This window comes from Enterobacter cloacae complex sp. P17RS (assembly GCF_014895885.1).
GTDB lineage: Bacteria > Pseudomonadota > Gammaproteobacteria > Enterobacterales > Enterobacteriaceae > Enterobacter > Enterobacter bugandensis.
This window is the reverse complement of the sequence record NZ_JADBQK010000010.1, coordinates 255,907-273,868: the sequence shown is the minus strand read 5'-3', so window position 1 is coordinate 273,868 and position 17,962 is coordinate 255,907. Positions and strand designations below refer to the sequence as shown.

At 57.2% G+C, this 17,962-nt stretch carries 17 protein-coding genes; 3 read left to right on the top strand and 14 right to left on the bottom strand.

The genetic code is table 11. The features are described 5' to 3' along the window. Window positions 1-9: 9 nt before the first annotated feature. Window positions 10-183, bottom strand: coding sequence for a 50S ribosomal protein L32 (gene rpmF, locus IM265_RS11410; RefSeq protein ID WP_003857964.1), 174 nt, complete (start codon window positions 181-183; stop codon window positions 10-12). A gap of 16 nt (window positions 184-199) precedes the next feature. Beyond that, window positions 200-721, bottom strand: a complete 522-nt coding sequence (gene yceD, locus IM265_RS11405; RefSeq protein WP_021240759.1) for a 23S rRNA accumulation protein YceD — start codon at window positions 719-721, stop codon at window positions 200-202. Window positions 722-861: 140 nt separating this feature from the next. On the opposite strand from yceD, the gene IM265_RS11400 reads away from it, so the two are divergent. Next, window positions 862-1,446 carry a nucleoside triphosphate pyrophosphatase gene (locus IM265_RS11400; RefSeq protein WP_063153829.1) on the top strand — a complete coding sequence of 195 codons (585 nt, stop codon included), beginning with the start codon at window positions 862-864 and terminating at the stop codon, window positions 1,444-1,446. A 79-nt stretch (window positions 1,447-1,525) separates the two neighbouring features. Here IM265_RS11400 and rluC read toward each other — a convergent pair whose 3' ends face one another. Beyond that, the gene (gene rluC, locus IM265_RS11395) at window positions 1,526-2,473 is read right to left on the bottom strand and encodes a 23S rRNA pseudouridine(955/2504/2580) synthase RluC (RefSeq protein WP_028012713.1); all 948 of its coding nucleotides are present in this window, start codon (window positions 2,471-2,473) and stop codon (window positions 1,526-1,528) included. A 572-nt stretch (window positions 2,474-3,045) separates the two neighbouring features. Here rluC and rne point away from each other — a divergent pair. Continuing rightward, window positions 3,046-6,153: a ribonuclease E gene (gene rne / locus IM265_RS11390; protein WP_193030997.1), complete on the top strand. Its 3,108-nt coding sequence runs from the start codon at window positions 3,046-3,048 to the stop codon at window positions 6,151-6,153. A 41-nt stretch (window positions 6,154-6,194) separates the two neighbouring features. Here rne and IM265_RS11385 read toward each other — a convergent pair whose 3' ends face one another. Beyond that, complete coding sequence (locus tag IM265_RS11385) at window positions 6,195-7,133, bottom strand: LysR family transcriptional regulator (protein ID WP_063437654.1); 939 nt, start codon at window positions 7,131-7,133, stop codon at window positions 6,195-6,197. 109 nt (window positions 7,134-7,242) lie between these two features. On the opposite strand from IM265_RS11385, the gene IM265_RS11380 reads away from it, so the two are divergent. Next, window positions 7,243-8,457, top strand: coding sequence for an MFS transporter (locus IM265_RS11380; protein WP_045261646.1), 1,215 nt, complete (start codon window positions 7,243-7,245; stop codon window positions 8,455-8,457). Between the two features lie 75 nt (window positions 8,458-8,532). On the opposite strand, the gene flgL is transcribed toward IM265_RS11380, so the two are convergent. The 10 genes from flgL to flgC form a co-directional block, all read right to left on the bottom strand. Next, a complete protein-coding gene (flgL, locus tag IM265_RS11375) occupies window positions 8,533-9,486 on the bottom strand; it encodes a flagellar hook-associated protein FlgL (protein ID WP_041910520.1) in 954 nt (317 codons plus the stop codon). A 14-nt stretch (window positions 9,487-9,500) separates the two neighbouring features. After that, window positions 9,501-11,141, bottom strand: coding sequence for a flagellar hook-associated protein FlgK (flgK, locus tag IM265_RS11370; RefSeq protein WP_048956760.1), 1,641 nt, complete (start codon window positions 11,139-11,141; stop codon window positions 9,501-9,503). Between the two features lie 75 nt (window positions 11,142-11,216). Further along, window positions 11,217-12,170, bottom strand: coding sequence for a flagellar assembly peptidoglycan hydrolase FlgJ (flgJ, locus tag IM265_RS11365; RefSeq protein ID WP_041910522.1), 954 nt, complete (start codon window positions 12,168-12,170; stop codon window positions 11,217-11,219). Beyond that, entirely contained in the window at window positions 12,170-13,261 is a 1,092-nt protein-coding gene (locus IM265_RS11360; protein WP_193030995.1) for a flagellar basal body P-ring protein FlgI, read from the bottom strand. The genes flgJ and IM265_RS11360 overlap by 1 nt, the downstream gene beginning before the upstream one ends. A 12-nt stretch (window positions 13,262-13,273) precedes the next feature. Continuing rightward, complete coding sequence (flgH, locus tag IM265_RS11355; RefSeq protein WP_023311139.1) at window positions 13,274-13,972, bottom strand: flagellar basal body L-ring protein FlgH; 699 nt, start codon at window positions 13,970-13,972, stop codon at window positions 13,274-13,276. 57 nt (window positions 13,973-14,029) lie between these two features. After that, window positions 14,030-14,812: a flagellar basal-body rod protein FlgG gene (gene flgG, locus IM265_RS11350; protein WP_000625853.1), complete on the bottom strand. Its 783-nt coding sequence runs from the start codon at window positions 14,810-14,812 to the stop codon at window positions 14,030-14,032. An 11-nt stretch (window positions 14,813-14,823) separates the two neighbouring features. Then, window positions 14,824-15,579 (bottom strand): flagellar basal body rod protein FlgF, encoded by a 756-nt coding sequence (locus IM265_RS11345; protein WP_028012705.1) that lies wholly within the window; start codon window positions 15,577-15,579, stop codon window positions 14,824-14,826. A gap of 20 nt (window positions 15,580-15,599) precedes the next feature. Continuing rightward, window positions 15,600-16,808: a flagellar hook protein FlgE gene (gene flgE, locus IM265_RS11340; protein WP_041910523.1), complete on the bottom strand. Its 1,209-nt coding sequence runs from the start codon at window positions 16,806-16,808 to the stop codon at window positions 15,600-15,602. 26 nt (window positions 16,809-16,834) lie between these two features. Beyond that, window positions 16,835-17,545, bottom strand: a complete 711-nt coding sequence (flgD, locus tag IM265_RS11335; protein WP_041910524.1) for a flagellar hook assembly protein FlgD — start codon at window positions 17,543-17,545, stop codon at window positions 16,835-16,837. An 11-nt stretch (window positions 17,546-17,556) separates the two neighbouring features. Beyond that, window positions 17,557-17,961, bottom strand: coding sequence for a flagellar basal body rod protein FlgC (flgC, locus tag IM265_RS11330; RefSeq protein ID WP_013097138.1), 405 nt, complete (start codon window positions 17,959-17,961; stop codon window positions 17,557-17,559). Between the last annotated feature and the right edge of the window lies 1 nt (window position 17,962).

Below are 17,962 nucleotides of genomic sequence, written 5' to 3'. Positions count from 1 at the left end.
TTCGCGCGATTACTTAGTGATAACCTTGCGGCCGCGGTAGAAACCGTCAGCGGTGATGTGGTGACGCAGGTGTTTCTCACCAGAAGTCTTGTCTACAGACAGGCTGGTAACTGCAGTCAGCGCGTCATGGGAACGACGCATGCCACGTTTGGAACGGGTTGGTTTATTCTGTTGTACGGCCATGGACCTTACTCCTCAATTACTTACGCTTTAAGCTGGCTAATACGGCAAATGGGTTTGGTTTTTGCGCTTCATCAGGCAGTTCCCCAAAGACCATGTCCGCCTCGGACACTTCACAGTGTTCAGAATCATGCACCGGAACAACTGGCAAGGAGAGGATGATTTCATCTTCAACCAGAGCCAGAAGATCGATTTCACCGAATTCGTTAACCTCAATCGGCTCATACGCTTCCGGGAGTGCTTCAGCCTGTTCGTCAGAACGAACCGGACTGAAACAATACGTTGTGTGAACATGCTGTACAAACGGTTTCCCGCAACGCTGACACTCGAGCGTTACCGTTACCTTTGCATCACCGGTTAAAACGGCGAGACGCTGGTTGTCGATAGCGAACGACATGGAGCATTCTACATCACTGTCCACACTGACTACAGATTCGGCAATACGCTCGGCCTGATCGGAAGTATAGATACCTTCGTAATCAAGGCGTTTTTGAGCCGTACGAACCGGATCAAGAGTCAGGGGTAATTTTACCTTTTGCATAGGGCGCGCATATTAACTTTGTAACGTCATAGAGTCAAAGAAAAAGGCAACCAGAGCTGCCTTTTGCCAATTATTCGCACACATTGCGGCCTGTAGTTTAAAATGGCTGGCATCGATACGCTATATCTGGTGATAAAAATATGCCAAATCTCGTCCTTGCTTCCACTTCTCCCTACCGTCGAACGCTGCTGGAAAAGCTCGGGATCCCGTTTGAATGCGCCGCGCCGGACGTTGATGAGACGCCGCAGCCGGGTGAATCACCGCGTCATCTGGTAACGCGTCTCGCTAAGGAGAAAGCGCAATCGCTGGCCGCACGTTATCCTGCACATTTGATTATAGGCTCCGATCAGGTTTGCGTGCTGGACGGCGAAATCACCGGCAAGCCTCATACGGAGGAGAATGCCTGCCAGCAGCTTCTGCGTGCGCGGGGCACTATCGTGACCTTTTACACGGGCCTGGCGCTCTATAACTCCGCCTCCGGCCATCTGCAAACCGAATGCGAGCCGTTCGACGTGCACTTCCGCCATCTTAGCGAGCAGGAGATTATGGACTACGTGCGCCGGGAACGTCCGCTGAACTGCGCAGGAAGCTTTAAGAGTGAAGGACTGGGGATTGCGCTGTTCGACAAAATGGATGGGCGGGATCCGAACACATTGGTGGGATTGCCGCTGATTGCCTTGTGCCAGATGTTACGGCGAGAAGAGTGTAATCCGCTGATCGTGTAAGTTATGCCCAGCGGCGCTTCGCTTGCATGGGCCTACGGGTTTCGTAGGCCGGGTAAGCGCAGCGCCACCCGGCACCTAATCAGCCGCGCAGAACCTTCAGGCAGCGTTTCAACTGCTCGTCCAGCGGCGCTTCAATACGGATAACTTCCCCGGTATTCGGATGGGTAAACTTCAGCGCTGCCGCATGCAGGAACAGACGCGACAGGCCCGTACCCGCCAGTTGCTTATCGAACTCGCGATCGCCGTAGCGGTCATCAAACGCAATCGGATGGCCCGCAAACTGGGTATGCACGCGAATCTGATGGGTACGCCCCGTCACCGGGCTGCAGCGCACCAGCGTGGCAAACTCATAGCGCTCTTCAACCTTAAAGCGCGTCTCCGACGGTTTCCCTTCCTGGCTCACGCGCACAATGCGCTCGCCGCTTTGCAGAATGTTCTTCAGCAGCGGGGCCTGCACCACCTTCACGTGGGACTGCCACTGACCGCGCACCAGCGCCAGATAATCTTTCTGCATGCCCTTTTCACGCAGCTGCTCGTGCAGGGAACGCAGCGCTGAACGCTTTTTCGCTACCAGCAGCACGCCTGAGGTATCACGGTCCAGGCGGTGAACCAGTTCGAGGAAACGGGCTTCCGGACGCAGCGCACGTAACCCTTCAATCACGCCGAAGCTCAGACCGCTACCACCGTGGACCGCGGTACCCGATGGCTTATTCAGCACCAGAATATGATCGTCCTCATAAAGGATGACATCGCTCAGGGCCGCGACTTTTTGCAGTTTCGGCGAAACCACCTCTTCTTCACGTTCAGCCACGCGCACCGGTGGAATACGCACTTCATCACCGGCTTCGAGCTTATACTCAGGCTTCACGCGTTTTTTATTCACCCGCACCTCGCCCTTACGCAGGATGCGGTAAATCATACTCTTTGGCACGCCCTTCAGTTGGGTGCGCAAGAAGTTATCGATGCGTTGCCCCGCGTAGTCATCCGCGATAGCAACCATTTTTACGGCTGGAGTCTCTGTTTTCATGGTTGGCGATTCTAAATATCGTCAGCCATTAGCGCCACTCATTTTTCTATGCTTATATTTACTTTTATCCGGCCTGCGCCCCGTTTCACGCAATCGATTTGGTGGTTATTAAACCAATCACCACCTTGAGGTGAAGAAACTGTGAGTAACCGGGTGATAATTGGTAAAAGTCATCTTGCTATAACCCGGCGAGCAGTGGAATAATGGGGCTGTTTTCCGCGTTAAATCCGGGTTTTGTAAGGATGTCGACGGAATGACCAATTTTGTCTGACCGATCATCCACGCAGCAATGGCGTAAGACGTATTGATCTTTCAGGCAGTTAGCGGGCTGCGGGTTGCAGTACTTCCCGGTATAAGGATTGTTCTCTGGAGAGTTCTACCCAGGCAATTCCCCTGATAATTGCGCTGTGTTTCCGTATGAAATACAGGCAACCGACACTCTGCGCCTCTTAAGCGAGCGACAACCGTGAGGTTGGCGACGTGAACAGACACGAGGCCATCGGTTCATACCCCGGAAAGCGTCACCTTGCCCGCAGCTTTGTCGTCAATGTAAGAATAACGAGTAAGTTACGATGAAAAGAATGTTAATCAACGCAACTCAGCAAGAAGAGTTGCGTGTCGCCCTTGTGGATGGGCAGCGCCTGTACGATCTGGATATTGAAAGTCCTGGACACGAACAGAAAAAAGCGAACATTTACAAAGGTAAAATCACCCGCATTGAACCAAGCCTTGAAGCTGCATTTGTCGATTACGGTGCTGAGCGTCATGGTTTCCTCCCTCTGAAAGAAATCGCCCGCGAATATTTCCCTGCAAACTACAACGCCCATGGCCGCCCAAACATCAAAGATGTTCTGCGTGAAGGTCAGGAAGTTATCGTTCAGATTGATAAAGAAGAGCGCGGCAACAAGGGTGCCGCACTGACCACCTTTATCAGCCTGGCGGGGAGCTATCTGGTGCTGATGCCAAACAACCCGCGCGCGGGGGGCATCTCTCGCCGTATCGAAGGTGATGACCGTACCGAGCTGAAAGAAGCGCTGGCAAGCCTTGAGCTGCCGGATGGCATGGGGCTTATCGTGCGTACCGCGGGCGTGGGCAAATCTGCCGAAGCGCTGCAGTGGGACCTGAGCTTCCGTCTGAAGCACTGGGAAGCTATCCAGAAAGCCGCAGAAAGCCGCCCTGCTCCGTTCCTGATCCACCAGGAAAGCAACGTTATCGTGCGTGCCTTCCGTGATTACCTGCGTCAGGACATCGGTGAGATTCTGATCGATAACCCGAAAGTGCTTGAGCTGGCTCGCCAGCACATCGCCGCGCTGGGTCGTCCGGATTTCACCAGCAAAATTAAACTGTACACCGGTGAAATCCCGCTGTTCAGCCATTATCAGATCGAATCCCAGATCGAGTCCGCCTTCCAGCGTGAAGTGCGCCTGCCGTCCGGCGGTTCTATCGTGATCGATACCACCGAAGCGCTGACCGCTATCGACATCAACTCCGCGCGTGCAACCCGCGGCGGGGACATCGAAGAGACGGCCTTCAACACCAACCTTGAAGCCGCTGATGAAATCGCCCGCCAGCTCCGCCTGCGCGACCTGGGCGGTCTGATTGTTATCGACTTCATCGACATGACCCCTGTTCGCCACCAGCGCGCGGTTGAAAACCGCCTGCGTGAAGCGGTGCGTCAGGATCGCGCGCGTATCCAGATTAGCCACATCTCGCGCTTCGGCCTGCTGGAGATGTCCCGCCAGCGTCTGAGCCCGTCGCTGGGTGAGTCCAGCCATCACGTCTGCCCGCGCTGCTCCGGCACCGGTACCGTGCGTGATAACGAATCTCTGTCTCTCTCTATCCTGCGTCTGATTGAAGAAGAAGCGCTGAAAGAGAACACCAAAGAGGTTCACGCCATTGTGCCTGTGCCGATTGCCTCCTACCTGCTGAACGAAAAACGTGCAGCGGTCAGCGCAATCGAAGCGCGTCAGGGCGGCGTTCGCTGCATCATCGTGCCAAACGACCAGATGGAAACCCCGCACTATCACGTGCTGCGTGTCCGTAAGGGCGAAGAGACCAGCACCCTCAGCTACCTGCTGCCGAAGCTGCATGAAGAAGAGATGGCGCTGCCTTCCGATGAAGAACCTGCCGAGCGCAAACTCCCAGAGCAGCCTGCGTTAGCGACCTTCATTATGCCTGAAGCACCACCGGAAGCGGCGCTGGAAAAACCGGCAGCCAAACCGGCGGCGCAGAAACCAGAAGCAACGGCCGCGAAAGTCCAGCCGGCGCAACCGGGTCTGCTGAGCCGCTTCTTCGGCGCGCTGAAGAAGATGTTTGCGGGTGAAGAAGTTCAGCCAGAGCAGCCGAAAGAAGAACCTAAAGCAGCCAAACCTGAACGTCAGCAGGACCGTCGCAAGCGTCAGAACAACCGCCGCGATCGTAACGACCGCAGCGACCGTAACGAGCGTCGTGACAGCCGCTCAGACAATAATGAAGGCCGTGAGCAGCGCGAAGACAACCGTCGCAACCGTCGCGAGAAACAGCAGCAGAATGTTGAAGATCGTGAAATTCGCCAGCAGGCGGGCGATGAGTCTGAGAAGAGCAAACAGCGCGACGAGCAGCAGCCACGCCGCGAACGCAACCGTCGTCGTAACGAGGAGAAGCGTCAGGCGCAGCAGGAAGTTAAAAACCTGAACCGCGAAGAGCCCGCTGAGCAGCAGGACGGCGAGCAGGAAGAACGTACTCAGGTGATGCCTCGTCGTAAGCAGCGCCAGCTGGCACAGAAAGTGCGCGTTGGTGCGGCTCCGGTAGAAGAAACCACCGTAGTTGCGGCTGAAGCGGCAGAAACCGCAACAGGCACGCAGGTTGCAAAAGTTGACCTGCCAGCCGTCGTGGACAATAACGTTGAGCAGGATGAAAACGGTGAAAACCGTGACAACGCAGGTATGCCGCGTCGCTCCCGCCGTTCTCCGCGTCATCTGCGCGTGAGTGGCCAGCGTCGTCGTCGCTACCGTGACGAGCGTTATCCGACTCAGTCTCCAATGCCGTTGACCGTGGCGTGCGCGTCACCAGAAATGGCATCCGGCAAAGTCTGGATCCGTTATCCGGTCGCTCGCCTGGAGCAGGCTGTTGAAGAGCAGGCTGTGACCGAAGAGGTGATTGCTCCTGTAGCAGCGGTTGAAGACGCTGTGACCGAAGCAGCAACCGTGGTTGAACCTCAGGTTGTTGAAGCAGCAGAACCACACGCAGTGGACGTCGAAACCACCCATCCTGAAGTGATTGCCGCGCCGGTTGATGCCGCACCGCAGATTATCGCCGAAGAAGATGTCGTGGTGGCTGAGGAAGTCGCTGAAGAGGCTGAACCAGTAGCCGCAGTGGAAGAAGCCGCTGAAACCCTCGTCGAAACCACCACTGAAGAAATCGTTCAGGACGTTGAGATTCAGGTTGAACCGGTTGTTGAAGAAGCGAAAGCGCCTGAAGTGGAGCCAGAGCCGGTTAAGATTGTTACCGCTCCTGCGCCTGCTCACGTTGCGACAGCGCCGATGACGCGCGCTCCGGCACCAGAGTATGTGCCTGAAGCACCGCGTCACAGCGACTGGGTTCGCCCGGCGTTCAGCTTTGACGGTAAAGGCGCTGCAGGCGGCCACAGTGCAACGCATCAGGCGACTGCACCAGCGACGCGTCCACAGTCTGTCGAATAACGACGCAGAAAGTAAAAAGCCGACCTTCGGGTCGGCTTTTTTTATGGCTGCTGCACGGGCTTTCTCATCCCGGTGACCTCCGGCATGATCTGCCGCATTAGCTCCAGAAATCGCCGCAAGCGCGCAGGATAATACCGGGACCAGGGGTAAACCAGATGCACCGGTAACGCCGCCGGCTGCCACTCTGGCAGCAAATGTACCAGCCGACCTTCCCGGATATCATCCTGTACCGTCCAGCTGGATACTACCGCCACGCCAAGACCGGTGAGTGCCGTATTGCGTGCGACATACAGACTGTCAGTGCTCAGGCGTGGGGTAATTATCACGCGTGCGGTGGCGGATGATGCCTCGTGAAAAAGCTCCACATGGCGCTGGTAGAAAGAGCTAATGGCAATCCAGGGAAGCTGCTGCAAATCCTCCGGGGCGTTAACCGTCGGAAAGCGGTCCAGCAATGCCGGAGAAGCTACCACCGAGCGCGGCACTTCGGCCAGCAGCACGGACACGGTCGCCGGGTCGACTTCCATTCCCACCCGAATAGCGCAGTCAAGGTTGTCGCCCAGAAAATCTGCCGACCGATCGTTGAGCATCCACTCAATAGAAAGCTGCGGATAACGCTGTAGAAATTCGGTTAGTGGTTTCAGGAGCTGATCCTGACCAAACGCATGCGGTGCCCGCACCCGCAGCACGCCTACAGGTTCATCTTCCGTCTGCCCCACCTCATCTTCCAGCGCCAGCCAGCTGTCAATTACCCGACGGGCATGCTGATAGCAGCGCTCCCCGTCATCCGTCAACCGCGTCGTGTGGGTGGTGCGCAACATCAGACGCACGCCCAGCATTGTCTCAAGCGACTGCAGCCGCCGGCTCACCGTGGCCTGGGTGGTGTCCAGCTGCCGTGCCGCCGCAGAAAGGGAACCCGCCTCCACAATGCGGACAAACGTCCGCATCAGCTCTACCCTGTCTATACGCTCAACTCTTTTCATTTACTTTTCATCTATACGTTCAACGTATAAGCGTTTTACCACCGCGCTCGCTACCGCCGCAAGGCGTACTGATGAAAAATAGCCTCACACGATGAATGAGGAACGTCTTATGAATACAACAACCGCCGCCCATGCCGTAAGCCGCTGGGTAATCTTAATGCTGGCGCTCGGTGCAGGCTTCAGCGTGGCATCCATCTATTATGCCCAGCCTCTGCTGCCTCTGATGGGCGCCGACCTTCACCTGAGTATCGAAGGAATGGGCCTGGTCCCGACCCTCACCCAGGCGGGATATGCCTTAGGGATCCTGTTCCTGCTGCCGCTCGGCGATCGCCACGACCGCAGAACATTAATCCTGATAAAGAGCGCGGCCCTGGCGCTGTTCCTGCTGGGCTGTAGCCTGACCGGACAGATCCACTCCCTGCTGCTGGCAAGCCTGCTCATCGGCATGGCCGCCACCATGGCGCAGGATATTGTCCCGGCTGCGGCGATCCTTGCGCCGGAAGGCAAACAGGGGAAAACCGTGGGTACGGTGATGACCGGTCTGCTGCTGGGCATTTTGCTCTCCCGAACCGTCAGCGGCGTGGTGGGCGAAGCGTTTGGCTGGCGCGTGATGTATCAGCTGGCTGCGGCAAGTATTGCGTTTATCGGCGTGGTGATGTGGGCCGTACTCCCTCGTTTCGCCGTTCACTCCACGCTGAGCTATCCCGCTCTGCTGCGCTCGATGGAACATCTGTGGCGTCGCTATCCCGCTCTGCGCCGTGCCGCGCTGGCCCAGGGTTTTCTGTCGATAGCCTTTAGCGCCTTCTGGTCTACGCTTGCGGTCATGCTGCTGGAACGCTATCACCTCGGGAGTGCCGTCGCAGGTGGTTTTGGTATCGCAGGTGCAGCCGGTGCGTTGGCAGCCCCGCTGGCGGGCGGCCTGGCGGATAAACTGGGTGCCGGGAAAGTCACGCAGCTTGGTGCCGTCCTTGTGACCGTCTCGTTTGCCCTGATGTTCCTGATGCCCGCCCTGGGAGTTCACGGACAGCTGATTCTGATTGCCGTCTCTGCTATTGGGTTCGATCTGGGCCTGCAGTCCAGCCTGGTCGCGCACCAGAATCTGGTTTACAGCCTTGAGCCACAGGCACGGGGTCGTCTGAACGCCCTGCTCTTTACCGTGATCTTTATCGGCATGGCGTTGGGTTCCGCGTTAGGCAGCAATATTTACACGCTGGCTGGCTGGACGGGCGTAGTTGCGCTGGCAACGGTCTGCGGCATCATTGCGCTGGCAATCCGTATGATTGAAAGCGCGCGGGTCGCCTCGGCACCAGCAGAAATGGCATAAAAAAAATGCCCAATCCAGACGGATTGGGCAGTAAAACATGCCCAGTGTCAAGACATGTTCCAAGAGGTCAAGATGTTATTTGTTCAGCTGGAACAGAGACATGCCCTGCATATCGCTAAACGCTTTATAAGAGGCCTGCAGGGCCGCCTGCTGCATGGTGTAAGAGGAAATCGCTTCGTTCCAGTCCACGTCCACCAGGTCGCTCATCTGCTTAGTCTGACCCAGCGCGCGGTCGTCACCCAGGGTATCGAGTTTTTCCAGTTCGTTCAGTTTAGTACCCACATCCGCAACGACCGTCAGGACGTTGTTCTGAGCATTTTTAATACCGATCTGCGCGTTGGAAATCACCTGACCTTGCGCGGCGGCCGCGGCCGGATCGTTCTCAATCGGCGTCTTCAGCGAAGCAATGGCGGAATCAAGAATTTTAAACATGTTGGTATCGCCATACCCACCGCCCGGCAGCTCTTGTGCATTGCTGGTAATGCTCTCAAAGATCTGCTGGCCGGTATGGCTGATCGCCATGTTTCGCGCCGTATCGACCTGTTGAGTGATCGCCTCAGTACCACCATTGTAGGTGCCGGTTGCGGCATCAAACGGTGCACTCTCGGTTTTGTATCCCGCAAAGATAAAGCGACCATTGCCATCCGTCGTGTTAGCCAGGTTCATCAGCTGGTCGCGGATCCCCTGGATATCGGTCGCCAGAGAGAGACGGTCGTCATCGCTTAAGGTGCCGTTTGACGCGTAGACCAGCTTCTCACGCACGCTTGATAACGCGGTGTTCACCTGGGTCAGCACGTTATCTTCCAGCGACACTTTTTGCGTGGCAAAGGTGCGCGCTAACGCGAACTGGCTGTTTTGAGACTGAGACTGTGACAGCACAATAGACTGTGAAGCCGCGATAGGATCGTCCGACGGACGGTTAACGCGCTTGCCGGTGGACATTTGCTCACCGTAGCTCAGCCATCTGCTCTGGGAATCGGTGATCCCGCGCATGTTCTGTTCGTACATCATCTGGGTGCTAATACGCATTTTTCACCTCAACCTTAACGAATGTTGATAATTGCATCGAAGAGCGTACTGGCAGTCTGAAGCACCTGCGCGTTGGCGAGGTAATACTGCTGATAACGCTGCAGGTTGCCATACTCTTCGTCGAGGTTTACCCCAGAGATGGTCTGCTGCTGCTTAATTAACTGCGTTTCCACATTGGCTTTCGTCTGGCTACTGACTTTCAGTGAAGCGGTGGTGCTCCCTACGGTGCTCACCAGTGAGGCATAGGCATCGTTAAAGGTTTTGTTCCCGCCAACCACTTTGCTGTTTTGCAGATCGAGCATTTTCTGCCCGTTGCGGTTGTCGCTCTCACCGCCGTTCTGCACCGCGGCCATGGCCAGTTTGGATTCGTCGCTGATGGACAGTTCCATGTTCATGATGACGTCAGAGACGGGCTTCACGGTAAAGCTGTCTTTGGCGTTGGCCGAACCGCTGACGTTCACGTTAAGACCGTCAAACGACAGATTGCCGCTGGCATCCGGGCTCATGGTAAAGCTGGTCTTGTCCGACGTGCGGGTGATGGTCCAGTCGGTGCCGTTAAACTGCAGCTTATAGTCCGTTGCCTGAACTTTGGTGCTGTCCGCAACGGTGGCATTGACGACCGCCGTGCCGCTATTTTTGCTGTTGGAAAGCACAGCCGGAGAACCGAAGCCGAACAGCTTGCCGCCCGCATCGCCGTTGGCATCAAAGCCAGCCTCATGCTGCTTGTTCATCGCGTCAGCAAACGCCAGCGCCATCTGGTTCAGGTTATTACGAGCCTTATCCAGATCTTCCGCGCGGAAGGTCAGCAAACCGCCTAACGAGCCGGTGGTGATCATCTTTTCCGGGATCTCGACATTACCCGCAACTTCATCGACGTAGGCGATAGTGGTGCGGGAAGGATCGGCGCTGGACTTCACGGCAGCCAGCTGGTTAGCTTTGCTGCCCTGCACCAGGCTGTAGCCGTTGCCGAAAGAGATGTTAAACGTGCCGCTATCCTGAACCGAAACTTCCACACCCACGATTTTGTTCAGCTCGTTGACGAGCTGATCGCGCTGGTCGAGCAGATCGTTAGGCGATGCGCCCGCGCCGACACCGGTGAGGCGGGAAATCTGATCGTTCAGATTGGCAATCTGTTTGGCATAGTTGTTGATCTGCGAAACGCTGGTCCCGATCGCCGTATTCACCTGCGTATCCTGATCGCGGAGATACTGATCGTTGGTTTTGAACTGATTGACCAGGCCGCCCGCTTTTCCCAGCACCGTCTGACGCGCAGCCGGGTCTTCCGCGTTGCTCACCAGCGTTTGCAGGCTCTTAAAGAAATCCTGCAGAGTGGTAGAAAGCGAGTTGGTGGTATCGGAGAGCACATCGTCAATTTTTGACATCTGCTGATAGCGCGTGGTCAGGCCGCTGCTCTGGGTCTGCGCGGCGCGCAGCTGGTTGGTGATGAAAGCGTCATATTCACGCTGGACACCGGAGACATACACCCCGTTACCCACCCAGCCACCGCCGGTCAGCGTGCTGTTAGATGCACCCAGCACCGTCGTCTGGCGGGTGTAACCTGCCACGTTATAGCTTGAAATATTATTACTGACGGTATTGAGTGCCGACTGTGCGGCACTGAGGCCACTCATGGCGCTGTTAATCAAACTGGACATGGGGGTTCCTTTTATACGTTCAGACACGAGTCCTGATGAAGGTTATCGGCAACCTCCACCGGGACTTGAGAACTTTCAGAACAGATTTTCGATATCTGTGCTATAGGCTTTGCTGACCTTCTCGCCCATGGATTTCAGCTGCTGGATCATGCTGGTAAGCTTGCGCGCGTAGTTCGGGTCGGTCGCGTAGCCCGCGTTTTGCAGGGCCTGAGCGCCCTGCTCCGCCGTTGCCGCCTGCGTAACGGCGGTATAACGCGGATTTCGGCTCAGCAGGCCTACATAGTCAGACAACGCTTCCAGATACGAGCTGTAAACGCGGAATTTAGCTTTCACCTTCACCGCCGCGCCGTTCTCGTATTCCGTAGTCGTGATCTCGGTGGTCGGCCCCTTCCAGCTGGAGGTGGCCTTCACGCCGAAGATGTTGAAGCTCGGGTCGCCGTTTTCCTTGCGGATCTGGCGCTGGCCCCAGCCCGACTCCAGTGCGGCCTGGGCCAGAATCAGGTGGTGAGGCACGCCGCTCTGTTCACTGGCAAGCCGTGCCGGCAGAGAAAGCTGCGCCAGGAAGTCTTTGCTGTCACCGGAGAGCGCCTCGTCGCCGCTGCCCGTTGCCTTCGGTATCGCTTTACGCACCATCTGCGTCAGCGCCTGGTTCTGATAACTGGTCACCGTTTCGAGGTCGAACTTCATCGGCACCTGCGGCGGCTGCTCTTCTGGCTGAACACCCTGTGCGGCAGCGGTCTGTTTGACAATCATGTCAGCCAGACCGAGGCCTTTACCGGCGGTCATCTGCTGCGCAATCTGCTGGTCATACATGCTGGTGTAGAGACGCGTTGAATCGCTGCTGAACATCCCGTCTTTCGGCAGGGTTTCGCGCATGCTCTTCAGCATCATCTGTACAAACATCCCTTCCACCTGGCGGGCAACCGGGCGGATATTCGCCGCCGGGTCTTTACCTGCTTTGGCTTTCAGTTCGTTGAGCGACTGGGCGTCCCAGGCGGCACTGGTCAACAGTTTGCTATCGGTCAACATCAGATGATTTCCAGTTTGGCGCGCAGGCAGCCCGCGCTTTGCATCGATTGCAGAATGGACATCAGATCCATCGGCGTCGCGCCCAGCGCGTTCAGGGCACGCACCACGCTGTTCAGGTTGGCGCTGGAGCGCACGCTCTGCAGGGAACCACCGCTCTGGCGTAAATCAATCTGCGTTTGCGGCGTCACTACTGTCTGGCCGCCACCAAACGGTGTATCCGGCTGGCTGACGTTGGCGGAGCGGTTAACCGTCACCGACAGGTTACCCTGCGCCACGGCACAGCTATCCAGCGACACTTCCCGGTTCATCACCACGGAGCCCGTACGGGAGTTGATGATCACTTTGGCATCCTGCACCGGCACGTTCACTTCCAGATTCTGGATATCCGCCAGCATGCGCACCTGGTTGCTGCTGCCGGTGGAGGTGCGGATCTGCACGGTACGCGAATCCAGTGCCGTGGCATTGCCATAGCTGCGGTTGATGGTGTCGGCAATCTGCTGCGCCATCGTGAAGTCTTCATTATTCAGCTGCAGGTTGATGGTGTTGCCCGCGCCAAACTGGGTCGGCAGTTCACGCTCGATGATCGCACCGTTGGTGATGCGCCCGCCGTTCAGCTGGTTCACCTGTACACTGCTTCCACCAGCGGATGCGCCTGCCCCGCCGACCAGGATGTTCCCCTGCGCCAGCGCGTAGACCTGGCTGTCGACGCCTTTCAGCGGGGTCATCAGCAGCGTACCGCCGCGCAGGCTTTTGGCGTTACCCATTGAGGAGACCACCACGTCAATGGTCTGCCCCTGGCGCGCAAACGCCGGGTAGGAGGCAGTGACCATAACCGCGGCCACGTTTTTTAGCTGCATGTTGGTTCCCGCCGGCACGGTAATGCCGAGCTGGGAAAGCATGTTGTTTAAGCTTTGGGTGGTAAACGGCGTCTGGGTGGTCTGGTCACCGGTACCGTCCAGCCCCACCACCAGGCCATAGCCAATCAGCGAGTTCCCGCGGACGCCCTGAACGCTGGTGAGATCGCGAATGCGATCGGCCTGGGCAAACGTTGCGACAAGAACCAGCGCCGCGGCGAAGATCGATTTAAACATGGGTCACCTCGCTTACATCGGCGATAAATTAAGGAAGAAGCGCTGCAGCCAACCCATATTCTGCGCTTCATTAATGTAGCCGTTACCGACGTACTCAATGCGCGCATCCGCCACCTGGGTGGACGGAACGGTGTTGGTGCCGCTGATGGTGCGTGGATTCACCACGCCCGAGAAGCGAATGAATTCAGTGCCCTGGTTAATGGCGATCTGTTTTTCACCCACGACGTGTAAATTGCCGTTAACCAGCACCTGGTCAACCGTGACCGTCAGCGTACCGCTGAAGGTGTTGCTGGCGTTCGCGCCACCTTTACCGTTAAAGGTGTTGCCGCCGGAGGCCTCAACATCCGCACGGGCATTGCCGAACAGGCCCTGCAGATAGCGTGGAACGGTGTCAAAGCCAAAATTGGTTTTGCCATCGCGGCTGGCGTTCGCCGACGAGCTCTTGCTCGCGCTGACGTTTTCCTGCAGCACAATGGTCAATGTATCGCCGACATTACGCGGGCGGCGATCTTCAAACAGCGGCTGATAGCCGTAGTTAATCGGCTGCGCGGTCTGGAAAATGGAGCCGTTTACAACTGGCGCAGGGCCAGGAACGGGTTGGGCAGTCGTCGCACCCTGGACCAATGGTTTAGACGGGATCAAAGCGCACCCGCTGAGGGTGACGGCCAGAACAGTCAGTATCGGATAACGAAACGCCGCGTTTTTTTGCATTGCCTTCATCTTCGAAAACAGGGAGCCGGTGCGGGGTTTACCGCACCGGGCTACACCTTAGAGTTGCGTCAGTTTCTGCAGCATCTGATCGGTCGTCGAGACTGCTTTACTGTTAATTTCATACGCGCGCTGGACCTGGATCATATTCACCAGCTCTTCCGCCACGTTCACGTTGGAGGTTTCAACATACCCCTGATACAGCAGACCGGCACCGTTCAGGCCTGGCGTACTTTCATTTGGCGTACCGGAGGATTGCGTTTCGGTGTAGAGGTTCTCACCAATGCTTTCCAGACCGGTATCGTTCATGAAGGTGGTCAGGTTGAGCTGGCCGACCTGGACCGGCGCGGCCTGCCCCTGCTGGGTCACGCTCACGATGCCGTCGCGGCCGATGGTAATGCTCAGGGCGTTCGCCGGAATGGTGATCGCAGGCTGAACCTGGAAACCGCCCGCCGTCACCAGCTGACCGTTCTGATCGACCTGGAAGGAACCGTCACGGGTGTAGGCAGAGGTCCCGTCAGGCAGCTGCACCTGGAAGAAGCCCTGGCCTTTGATCGCCACGTCTTTGCTGTTGTTGGTCTGAGACAGGTTGCCCTGGCTGTGCAGACGCTCGGTCGCCACCGGGCGAACGCCGGTACCGATCTGCAGGCCTGACGGCAGCGTCGTCTGTTCAGAAGACTGCGCGCCCGGCTGGCGGATGGTTTGATAAAGCAAATCTTCGAAAACGGCGCGCTGACGCTTGAAACCATTGGTGCTCACGTTTGCCAGGTTGTTGGCAATCACATCCATGTTGGTTTGCTGCGCGTCCAGGCCAGTTTTCGCGATCCATAAAGAACTGATCATAAAGAGTCCTGTTAACTCATCGACAGAAGTTGGTTAGCCTTGCCCGCGTTTTCGTCCACGCTGCTGATAATTTTCATCTGCATTTCAAAACGACGGGCGCTGGCGATCATGTCGCTCATAGCGGCTACCGGCTTAACGTTGCTGCCTTCCAGAACGCCGGACATCACGCGGATGCTCGGATCGGCTTGTAATGTGGCACCACGGGTAGCCTGAGCTGCCTGGGTCAGACGGAACATGCCGTCGTCGCCGCGCTGCACCTCTTTGCCTTCCGCTTTGACCAGCTTCAGACGCCCAACGGGGGCAACGGTGTTGGCCGGATCGCCCGGGTTCAGCGCCGAGATGGTGCCGTCCGCGGCGATGGTCAGCTCAGAGCCTTCCGGCACGGTCAGCGGGCCCGCTTCACCCATCACCGGATGCCCCTGAATCGTCAGCTGGCCGGTCGCGCTGACCTGGATATTCCCGTTACGGGTATAGCCTTCGCCACCGTCCGCCGTTTGCACCGCCAGCCAGCCGTCCTGCTGCAGAGCAACGTCCAGCGGGCGTGAGGTGTAATCCATCTGCCCTGGCGTCATGTCTGCGCCCGGGGTGGATGCCGCCACCAGCGTACGGGTCGGCAGAGAGAGCCCTTCTACCGGCACCGCGCGCAGCGCATTCAGCTGCGCGCGAAAGCCCGGCGTAGAGGCGTTTGCCAGGTTGCTGGCGGTAACGGCCTGCTGGCTGAGCGTCTGACTTGCCGCGCCCATCGCGGTATATATTGCGTGATCCATTGCGCTTTCCTGTTAGCCGCTTAACGCAGGTTAACCAGCGTGTTGAGGATCTGATCCTGGGTCTTGATGGTCTGCGCATTCGACTGATAGTTACGCTGCGCGACAATCATGTTCACCAGTTCTTTACTCAGGTCCACGTTAGAGGCTTCCAGCGCGCCGTTGGTCAGCGTGCCGAAGTTACCGGAGCCCGCGGTGCCCAGCAGGGCAACACCGGAAGACTGCGTGGCAGACCAGACGTTATCGCCTTCAGATTTCAGACCTTCGTTGTTGGCGAAGTTTGCCAGCACGATCTGGCCCAGCACCTGAGTCTGCTCGTTGGAGTAGTTCCCGACGACGGTGCCGTCATCATTAATCTGATAGCTGACCAGATCGCCCGGCTTGAAGCCGTTCTGGTTGGTCGCCACGATATTGTTTGCACCGGTGTTCTGCTGCATGGAGTTAGCAAAACTCATCGCGAAGGTCGCCGGGTCCGCACCTGGGATAGTCGCGGTAGTGATGTTGATGTTTCCACCCCCGATCAACGTACCGTTATTATCGAAGGTCAAGGTCGTGGCCACTGCCGCCGCGCTGCCTGCCACGCTGCCGTCCTGGGCATACACTTTCCAGGAGTTCGCCGGGGTTGCATCTTTGACGTAAAACAGGTTCATGTTGTGCGCATTACCCTGGCTATCAAAGACGGTTACCGTACCTTTTTTGTTGTAGGTATCCGGGTTGGCCGGATCGAAGGCGGCGGTTGGTGCGGCATCGGTGGAGTTGAGGTTAATCTGCTGGGAAGCCGTGGTGGTGGACTTCGCGGCCATCAGCGTGGTCGGGATATTAATCGCCTGCGGATTCGCACCGGTCTGAACCGTTGATGGCGTTCCGGCAACCGGATACCCCGTTAATTGCATCCCCTGCATGTTCACCAGGTTACGGTTTTCGTCCAGCTTGAACTGGCCGTTACGGCTGTAGAACACCGAGCCGTTTGCATCGACCATACGGAAGAAACCGTTCTGGCTGATGGCAACGTCCAGGCCACGACCGGTGTTGGTGGTGGTACCGTCGGTAAAGTCCTGAGTGATGCCCGCAACTTTTACGCCCAGACCCACTTTGGAACCGGCAAACATATCTGCAAAAGACGCAGAACCGGATTTGAAACCATAGGTCGCGGAGTTGGCGATGTTGTTGCCAATGACGTCCAGGTTGGTGGCCGCAGCATTCAGGCCGCTGACCGCTTGAGAAAAGGCCATGACTTACTCCTGATAAGTGTTAAGGCTTAGATAATCTGCCGAACTTCGTCGAGTGTGGTGGTACCTGAAGTACCCAAATCCAGTTTGTTGCCGTCGCCCCCTTTAATTACGCCCTGAACCAGCGCGAACTGCAGCGGCTGCGCCACCAGCTGGGTCGTCCCGTTGCTGGCGCTAATCGCGACTTTGTAGGAGCCATTTGGTGCTTTCGTGCCGTCGGTCAGGCTGCCGTCCCAGGTAAAGGTGTGAACGCCCGCTTTCAGTTCGCCGATGTCGATGGTGCGAACCACGGCGCCGGTTGAGTCGGTGATCGTCGCCGTCACTTTGTCAGCCGCCTGCTGCAATTCAACGCCGAACGGCGTAGTGGTGGTGGTCGATGTTCCGTCGGTGGTGCTGGTGCCCGCCAGGATCGTGGTCCCCGGGATCATCACGCCGTGACCAATCAGGCTTGCCGCCTGCAGGGACTGAGCGCTGTTAATCTGACCGGAGACGGAACCGAGGGTGGTGTTCAGTTTCTCAATGCCGCTCACGGTACTGATCTGCGCAAGCTGCGTGGTCAGTTCGTTGTTCTGCATTGGGTTAGTCGGATCCTGGTTCTTAAGCTGCGCCACCAGCAGCGTCAGAAAACTGCTCTGCAAATCGGAGGCATTGCTTCCCGTCAGGGAGCTGGAGCTTGTCGAACTTTTGGTGTTGTTAACACCCGTGTTCGTCGGATCATTCACATTTACGGCGATGGACATGCATGTCTCCTTTACTGGCCGAGAGTGAGTGTTTTGAGCATCATGCTCTTCACGGTATTAAGCACTTCGACGTTCGCCTGGTAGCTACGGGACGCCGACATGGAGTTCACCATCTCGCCTACCACATCCACGTTTGGCATCTTCACGTATCCGTTAGCGTCCGCGAGCGGGTTACCTGGCTCATACACCAGCTTGTCCGGCGCCTGGCTCTCAACCACGTCAGACACCTTCACGCCGCCCGTTGCCGCGCCTGGCGCAGCGTCGACCTGAAACACAACCTGTTTGGCACGATAAGGCTGTCCGTCAGGTCCGGTCACGCTGTCGGCGTTCGCCAGGTTACTGGCGGCCACGTTCAGACGTTTGGACTGGGCGGTTAACGCCGAGCCGGCGATATCAAAAATATTCAGCAAGGCCATT

What these genes read in the sequence shown, in the direction of transcription:
- flgG (WP_000625853.1), bottom strand. Translation starts at nt 14,812, where the DNA reads ATGATCAGTTCTTTATGGATCGCGAAAACTGGCCTGGACGCGCAGCAA.
- flgK (WP_048956760.1), bottom strand. Translation starts at nt 11,141, where the DNA reads ATGTCCAGTTTGATTAACAGCGCCATGAGTGGCCTCAGTGCCGCACAG.
- flgL (WP_041910520.1), bottom strand. Translation starts at nt 9,486, where the DNA reads ATGCGTATTAGCACCCAGATGATGTACGAACAGAACATGCGCGGGATC.
- rluC (WP_028012713.1), bottom strand. Translation starts at nt 2,473, where the DNA reads ATGAAAACAGAGACTCCAGCCGTAAAAATGGTTGCTATCGCGGATGAC.
- IM265_RS11385 (WP_063437654.1), bottom strand. Translation starts at nt 7,133, where the DNA reads ATGAAAAGAGTTGAGCGTATAGACAGGGTAGAGCTGATGCGGACGTTT.
- rne (WP_193030997.1), top strand. Translation starts at nt 3,046, where the DNA reads ATGAAAAGAATGTTAATCAACGCAACTCAGCAAGAAGAGTTGCGTGTC.
- IM265_RS11400 (WP_063153829.1), top strand. Translation starts at nt 862, where the DNA reads ATGCCAAATCTCGTCCTTGCTTCCACTTCTCCCTACCGTCGAACGCTG.
- flgJ (WP_041910522.1), bottom strand. Translation starts at nt 12,170, where the DNA reads ATGTTGACCGATAGCAAACTGTTGACCAGTGCCGCCTGGGACGCCCAG.
- IM265_RS11380 (WP_045261646.1), top strand. Translation starts at nt 7,243, where the DNA reads ATGAATACAACAACCGCCGCCCATGCCGTAAGCCGCTGGGTAATCTTA.
- flgH (WP_023311139.1), bottom strand. Translation starts at nt 13,972, where the DNA reads ATGCAAAAAAACGCGGCGTTTCGTTATCCGATACTGACTGTTCTGGCC.
- IM265_RS11345 (WP_028012705.1), bottom strand. Translation starts at nt 15,579, where the DNA reads ATGGATCACGCAATATATACCGCGATGGGCGCGGCAAGTCAGACGCTC.
- flgD (WP_041910524.1), bottom strand. Translation starts at nt 17,545, where the DNA reads ATGTCCATCGCCGTAAATGTGAATGATCCGACGAACACGGGTGTTAAC.
- flgE (WP_041910523.1), bottom strand. Translation starts at nt 16,808, where the DNA reads ATGGCCTTTTCTCAAGCGGTCAGCGGCCTGAATGCTGCGGCCACCAAC.
- IM265_RS11360 (WP_193030995.1), bottom strand. Translation starts at nt 13,261, where the DNA reads ATGTTTAAATCGATCTTCGCCGCGGCGCTGGTTCTTGTCGCAACGTTT.
- yceD (WP_021240759.1), bottom strand. Translation starts at nt 721, where the DNA reads ATGCAAAAGGTAAAATTACCCCTGACTCTTGATCCGGTTCGTACGGCT.
- flgC (WP_013097138.1), bottom strand. Translation starts at nt 17,961, where the DNA reads ATGGCCTTGCTGAATATTTTTGATATCGCCGGCTCGGCGTTAACCGCC.
- rpmF (WP_003857964.1), bottom strand. Translation starts at nt 183, where the DNA reads ATGGCCGTACAACAGAATAAACCAACCCGTTCCAAACGTGGCATGCGT.